The sequence below is a fragment of the Peptoniphilus indolicus ATCC 29427 genome (genome assembly GCF_000227315.1).
Taxonomy (GTDB): Bacteria; Bacillota; Clostridia; order Tissierellales; family Peptoniphilaceae; genus Peptoniphilus; species Peptoniphilus indolicus.
In genome coordinates this window covers 60,613-66,637 of record NZ_JH165065.1, presented here as the reverse complement: position 1 = coordinate 66,637, position 6,025 = coordinate 60,613, and the positions used below count along the sequence as shown (strand labels likewise).

Below are 6,025 nucleotides of genomic sequence, written 5' to 3'. Positions count from 1 at the left end.
AAAAAAATAACTCACTAAATAGTGAGTTAAAATGGTGCGGGAAAGAGGACTTGAACCCCCACTCCATTGGAACTAGATCCTAAGTCTAGCGCGTCTGCCAATTCCGCCATTCCCGCATGAGTTATGTCTTAACAACAAAAATAATTATACCTAAAATTTATACTTAGGTCAAGTGTTTTTAAACAAATATTTTCAAATTTAAGCTTTTAGAGTAAATATTTTTAATTAGTTATTGTTAATGTTATAATATCTCAAAAGAGGTGAAAAATTGAAACAAAAATTTATTGAATTTATGAGAGGAAGATATGCTGCTATTTATGGCACAGATGCTTTAAGTAAATTTCTATTAATTGTTTTTATAATAGAGAGAATAATTTATAGATTTGCATATAAATTTCAAGGAGCAGATATAATTTCATTGACATTGGTAGTAATAGTTTACTATAGAGGACTTTCAAGAAATATCAACGCGAGATATGAAGAAAATAGAAAGTTTTTGTCTATTATATCTTCCATTAGAAAACCATTTAATAGAGCAAAAAATAATTTGTCTGATAGAGATTTTAAGTACATAGAATGTCCTAATTGTAAACAAGAATTGAGAGTTCCAAAGAAGAAAGGAAAAATTTTAGTTACTTGTAAAAAGTGTAAAACAAAATTTAACGCTAGAACATAGTTAACAATATTCATACAATAAAAACAATAGTAAACTTAAGCATATAAATAATTGACATTATATCCATAAAACTGTATTCTTTTATAGAGGTGTTTTATGGATATTTTTGAATTGAAGGATAAAGTCATAGCTGGTTATGATTTAACTAAAGAAGAGGCAATGTCTCTATACAAAGCGGATTATGAAGATTTAAAAAAATGTGCAAATGAAATTCGTGAACACTATTGTGGTACAAATTTTAATTTTTGCACTATTATAAATGCAAAGAGCGGAAAGTGTTCAGAAGATTGTAAATTCTGTGCTCAGTCAGGTCATTATGGACACAATTCAAATGAATATGGTCTTTTAAAGGAAGATGTAGTAGTTGCTGATGCTCAAAAACAAAAAGATGTTGGAATAGAAAGATATTCTTTGGTTACAAGTGGTAAGAGATTGTCAGATGAAGAAGTTGACAGAGTGTGTGAGACAATTAAAAAAGTTAAGTCAGATGTAGGTGTTGAAGTTTGTGCTTCTTTTGGTCTTTTGTCTAAAGAGAATTATCAAAAACTTTATGATGTAGGCGTTAGAAGAGTACATAACAATTTAGAATCATCAAGGGAATTTTTTGCAACTGTTTGTTCAACACACAGTTTTGATGAAAAGATAGATGCTATAAAAGCTGCTCAAGAAGTTGGAATGGAAGTTTGTAGCGGAGGTATTATAGGTCTTGGAGAGTCAAGAGAGGACCGTATAAACATGGCATTTGATTTAAAAGAGTTAAAGGTTGATTCTGTTCCTGTTAATATTTTAAATCCAATAAAGGGTACTCCTATGGGCGACAATGAGCGTTTAACTCAAGAAGAAATCAATAGAACTATTGCCATTTATAGATTTATTTTAAAAGATGTATATATAAGACTTGCAGGCGGAAGAGCACTGCTTAGTGATACTGGAAAAGAAAGCTTTATGAGTGGAGCGAACGCAAGTATTTCAGGCACACTATTGACAACTCAAGGAATGGATCCAAAGACAGATATAGAAATGATAAATGAACTTGGATATAAAGTTGTAGTATGAAACTATCATGTGCTATAATTCTTTTGAATGGAGGAGATTATGGACCTTAGAGACAAAATAAGAGCACTTAAAGATTATCCAAGTGAAGGCATAATTTTTAGAGATATCACAACATTGCTTAAAGAATCTGATGGATTTAAAGAGGCAATTGACCAAATAAGCGATTTGAGAAATGATGAAATTGATGTTGTAGTTGGTATAGAAGCAAGAGGATTTATAGTTGGAGCACCTATAGCATATAAAAAAGGTTGTGGATTTGTTCCTGTTAGAAAACCTGGAAAGCTTCCTTCTGAAACTGTTTCAAAAGAATATTCACTTGAATATGGAACTGATAAGATTGAAATGCACCAAGATGCAATCAAAGAAGGGACAAAAGTACTTATAGTTGATGACCTTTTAGCAACTGGTGGAACATCAAAAGCTGCTATTGAACTTATTGAAAGCCTTGGTGGAGTGGTAATTGGACTAGACTTTTTAATTGAATTAGAGGATCTTCCTGGAAGAGACGTTTTAAAAGGTTATGATGTAAGAAGTGTAATAAAATATTAAATAAAAAATATAAAGTTCTAAATGTCCGTTGTAAATAAAACAAACGAACATTTAGAACTTTTTTAATTTAAAAGTTTACTATTTTTTCTATGGATAAACTTTCCATATTCTCGAGTTCCTTTAAATTCTCCGTCTTGTGCAACAAGAGTTCCTCTTGAGAATACTAAATGAATTCCGCAATTCACTTCCAAACCTTCATAAGTGTTATAATCACACACTGAATGTTGCGTGTCAACGCTTATCTTTTCATTTTTACTTGGATCTATTACCATTATATCGGCATCTGTTCCAATTTCTAAGCTTCCCTTTTCTGGATACATACCAAATATTTTTGCTGAGTTTGTACTTACAACATTTACAAAAGTATTTAAGTCTATTTTGTCTTTTTGCACACCTTCTGAAAATAATATCTTTATTCTCTCTTCAACTCCTGGTGCTCCTCCAGGTGAATTGGTAAAGTTTTCAATTCCCTTTGATTTTTCAGTAGCATAGATAAATGGACAATGGTCAGTTCCAACCGTAGCTACATCCCCATCTTTTAATGCCTTCCACAATACATCTTGGTCTTTCTTTTTTCTAAGAGGAGGTTGCATTAAGTACTTAACCCCTTCTTTTGCTCCATCTTTAGAATATACATCATCAGTTAACATTAAATATTGAGTACAAGTTTCAGAATAAACTTCCTGCCCCATCTCTTTTGATAATTTTATTCTCTCCACAGATTCTCCAGCTGAAGTATGCACAATATATACAGGCACATCCACAAGTTTAGATAAATTTAGAAGAGTGTCAACAGATTCTGCCTCTGCTTCATTTGGTCTTGTCGCCGGAAAATATTTTACATCTGTATGACCAGCTTCCATTGCTTTTTCAATCAAATGTTTTGTTATTAAATCATTCTCACAATGTATCGTCAACAGACCTCCGGAACTCTTCATCTGTTTTAAAATTCTGTAAAAATCTATATCCGTCATTGCATATCCATAAGTAGAATAGGCTTTAAAAGAAGTTATCCCTTCATTTCTTACAATCTCGTCCAATTCTTTTAAAATATCATCGTCAACGTATTGAATAACTCCGTGAAAACCATAATCTACAACTGACTTTTTGGCAAGTTGTCTATATATGTCAATTGAATAGTGTAAATTTGCTCCTTCAGGTCCAAAAGCTATGTGGTCTAATATTGTAGTAGTTCCACCAACAGCCGCCGCAACAGTTCCTGTGTAAAAATCATCAGCAGACCTATATAGTGGCGATTGTTGAAGTTCCATGTGCGTATGAGGGTCTATCCCCCCTGGCATTACATACATTCCCTTGACGTCATATATTTCATCCGCCTCATCATAGTTTCCAATTCCAACTATTTTTTCATCTTCAATAAGTAAATCAGCTTGTACTACTTTATCCCCAGTAACAATAGTTCCATTTTTTAAAAGCTTTTTCATATATCTTTCCTTTCTATTTTAATCTTCAAATAAATTTATTCATAATAACTTACAACCATAAGTTTTTCAAGCTTATCAACTAAGTTTTCATCTATATCATAATAGGAAATATTTTCAACTCTACAACTAACTATTTCCTCTTTTGATATTTTTTCATAATTTTTATTGTTGTTTAAAGTGACACTCACACTGCTAAATTTCAAATTTTTTTCAGCAAATTTTTTCTTCAATTCCAATATTGTATCAGCTAATTCTTTGCTATTTAAGACACCAACTTTTTTTGTTATACGTTAATATTCCATATTTTTCAAATAAATCTCGGATGTCATAGTCTTTATTCGCTACAATTTCTAAAGTTTCTCCGTTCAATGCGATAAAATTCTTGCCCTGAGTTCTAAATCCAACGTCTCCAAAATTCTCACCTATTATAGTATGGTTAATATCAAATTCGAAATCTTTTCCCAATATTTTAGATACTTCATTCTCTAGTCTATAGATAGTAGACTTGCCACTTTCTACATCCTTTTTATATGTATCATCCTTAACTTTTTTATCGTTTAAAATCACTATAAAATTATTGTCCTTATTTTCTTTGGATTCTATAAAATACATCCCATCTTTTATATACAATGTCTTATCTGCATACTTTTCATTAAGATATTCTTCAACAATTTTTCTATTTTCCATGTCTAATAGCTGATTAAACTTTACAAATACAACACCTATAATAAGTACTACAATTGTCCTAAATTTACAAGAATTCCACTCTATCATAACTATCTCTTAATTAAATTTAAGGGCGCTCATTTCTAAACACCCCTTAAAATTTAATTATATTTCTTCCCACTCATCTACTTTAAATCCAACTAATACTTTTGAACCTTTTATTAAAATAGGTCTTTTTACTAACATACCGTCAGATGATAGCAATTTGTATTGTTCTTCATCTGTCATATCTTTTAATTTGTCTTTTAATTCCATTGAGCGATATAGCTGTCCTGATGTATTAAAAAATTTTTTAAGCGGAAGTCCACTCATTTTGTGCCATTTCTTTAACTCTTCTAATGTTGGATTTTCTTCCTTTATATCTCTATAAGAGTATTCTATATCTTTTTCTTTTAAAAATTTTTCAGCTTTCTTACATGTGCTACATTTTGGATAACATACCATTAAAATTTTTTCCATAATTTATTCCCCCTATATTATCTTTCCAATAAATATACAAAATAATTTTATTCTCATTACGATTTTATTTTCTGATAGATTAATTATTTACCCGAAATTTTTTCATCATAATTATCAGCTGTTATTTTTCCATCTCTTGTATCTACTAAAAAATAAAAATCTTCTCTATTTTTTTGATTGCACTGCCATAGTATATTTTCCAGATCCATTATAATAAGTCTTTGCTATATACATATCAGAGCTGTATTTGTTAGAAATATAATTATTTACAACATTTTTACTTCTATAAAAGTTAATTGGATTACCCAATTTTAAATAAAATATTATTAATGCTGATAGTAGTAGCAAAATATATCCATCACTATTTTTTCTCAATAAAGTCCCCTTAAAATTTTAACTATATTTTAAACTCATTTTACTTTTATGTATTAACTAAATATTATCATAATATAGCTTTATTTTACAGCCTTATCACTTGCTATTATAATTCAACTTGCTTAGCTAATTTTATTTATGAGTAGAAATTAAAAAGAAATATTTAGGGAGGTTTATTTATGAAATTATATTATGCACCCGGAACTTGCTCTTTAGCTTGTTGGATAGCACTTGAATGGGCCGGCGCTGATTATGAAGTTGAAAAAGTAGATTATGCATCCGAAGAATATAAAAAGATAAATCCATTGGCAACTGTGCCTGCTGTTGATATAGGTGAATCTCGTATGATGACTCAAGCTGGAGCTATTCTCCAATATATCGCTGAAAGATATCCTGAAAGTAATTTAGGTAGCAATGAAGGAATTGTAAATCATTTTAAATTTAATGAAACCATTTCTTTCTTAACAGGAGATTTTCACCCTGCTTATTGGCCGTTGTTTAGCCCTCAAAGATATACTACACTCACTGACGAAAAAAGTATTGAAGCAGCTCGTGAAGCTTCATTTGCAAGAATAGACCGTGTTATGACACACCTTGACAATTTGATCGGAGATACCAACCATATCTATCAAAATAAACTTACTGTACTCGATGCATACGCATTTGTAATGGCTCGTTGGTCTGTTAAAACCCCTAAGCCATGGAGTGAATATCCTAATGTTGCAAGATTTATGGAAGC

General features: G+C 30.6%; 9 protein-coding genes and 1 tRNA gene. 4 read left to right on the top strand and 6 right to left on the bottom strand.

All coding sequences use genetic code 11. The annotated features are described in order from the left end of the window. Positions 1-32: 32 nt before the first annotated feature. Positions 33-116 (bottom strand) — tRNA-Leu (locus tag HMPREF9129_RS08815). Positions 117-268: 152 nt separating this feature from the next. Here HMPREF9129_RS08815 and HMPREF9129_RS08810 point away from each other — a divergent pair. The 3 genes from HMPREF9129_RS08810 to HMPREF9129_RS08800 all read left to right on the top strand — a co-directional run bounded on the left by HMPREF9129_RS08810 (position 269) and on the right by HMPREF9129_RS08800 (position 2,281). Further along, entirely contained in the window at positions 269-676 is a 408-nt protein-coding gene (locus tag HMPREF9129_RS08810; RefSeq protein WP_004822681.1) for a zinc ribbon domain-containing protein, read from the top strand. Positions 677-772: 96 nt separating this feature from the next. Further along, positions 773-1,732 (top strand): biotin synthase BioB, encoded by a 960-nt coding sequence (gene bioB, locus HMPREF9129_RS08805; RefSeq protein WP_004822679.1) that lies wholly within the window; start codon positions 773-775, stop codon positions 1,730-1,732. Between the two features lie 39 nt (positions 1,733-1,771). Then, positions 1,772-2,281 carry an adenine phosphoribosyltransferase gene (locus HMPREF9129_RS08800; RefSeq protein ID WP_040552958.1) on the top strand — a complete coding sequence of 170 codons (510 nt, stop codon included), beginning with the start codon at positions 1,772-1,774 and terminating at the stop codon, positions 2,279-2,281. Positions 2,282-2,343: 62 nt separating this feature from the next. Here HMPREF9129_RS08800 and hydA read toward each other — a convergent pair whose 3' ends face one another. The 5 genes from hydA to HMPREF9129_RS08775 form a co-directional block, all read right to left on the bottom strand. Then, positions 2,344-3,726, bottom strand: coding sequence for a dihydropyrimidinase (gene hydA / locus HMPREF9129_RS08795; protein WP_004822676.1), 1,383 nt, complete (start codon positions 3,724-3,726; stop codon positions 2,344-2,346). 35 nt (positions 3,727-3,761) lie between these two features. Next, on the bottom strand, positions 3,762-3,956 hold the full coding sequence (locus tag HMPREF9129_RS08790; RefSeq protein ID WP_156792643.1) for a hypothetical protein: 195 nt from the start codon (positions 3,954-3,956) through the stop codon (positions 3,762-3,764). Between the two features lie 28 nt (positions 3,957-3,984). After that, positions 3,985-4,500 (bottom strand): hypothetical protein, encoded by a 516-nt coding sequence (locus tag HMPREF9129_RS08785; protein WP_004822671.1) that lies wholly within the window; start codon positions 4,498-4,500, stop codon positions 3,985-3,987. Positions 4,501-4,557: 57 nt separating this feature from the next. Next, on the bottom strand, positions 4,558-4,911 hold the full coding sequence (locus HMPREF9129_RS08780) for an arsenate reductase family protein (protein WP_004822670.1): 354 nt from the start codon (positions 4,909-4,911) through the stop codon (positions 4,558-4,560). Positions 4,912-5,076: 165 nt separating this feature from the next. Then, positions 5,077-5,286, bottom strand: a complete 210-nt coding sequence (locus HMPREF9129_RS08775) for a hypothetical protein (protein ID WP_004822668.1) — start codon at positions 5,284-5,286, stop codon at positions 5,077-5,079. A gap of 179 nt (positions 5,287-5,465) precedes the next feature. Here HMPREF9129_RS08775 and HMPREF9129_RS08770 point away from each other — a divergent pair. Continuing rightward, a partial coding sequence (locus HMPREF9129_RS08770; RefSeq protein WP_004822666.1) for a glutathione S-transferase family protein occupies positions 5,466-6,025 on the top strand: 560 nt, incomplete at its 3' end.

Bases quoted from the DNA above. Each gene is read 5' to 3' on its own strand.
- HMPREF9129_RS08780 (WP_004822670.1), bottom strand. From the start codon at position 4,911: ATGGAAAAAATTTTAATGGTATGTTATCCAAAATGTAGCACATGTAAG.
- HMPREF9129_RS08800 (WP_040552958.1), top strand. From the start codon at position 1,772: ATGGACCTTAGAGACAAAATAAGAGCACTTAAAGATTATCCAAGTGAA.
- hydA (WP_004822676.1), bottom strand. From the start codon at position 3,726: ATGAAAAAGCTTTTAAAAAATGGAACTATTGTTACTGGGGATAAAGTA.
- bioB (WP_004822679.1), top strand. From the start codon at position 773: ATGGATATTTTTGAATTGAAGGATAAAGTCATAGCTGGTTATGATTTA.
- HMPREF9129_RS08785 (WP_004822671.1), bottom strand. From the start codon at position 4,500: ATGATAGAGTGGAATTCTTGTAAATTTAGGACAATTGTAGTACTTATT.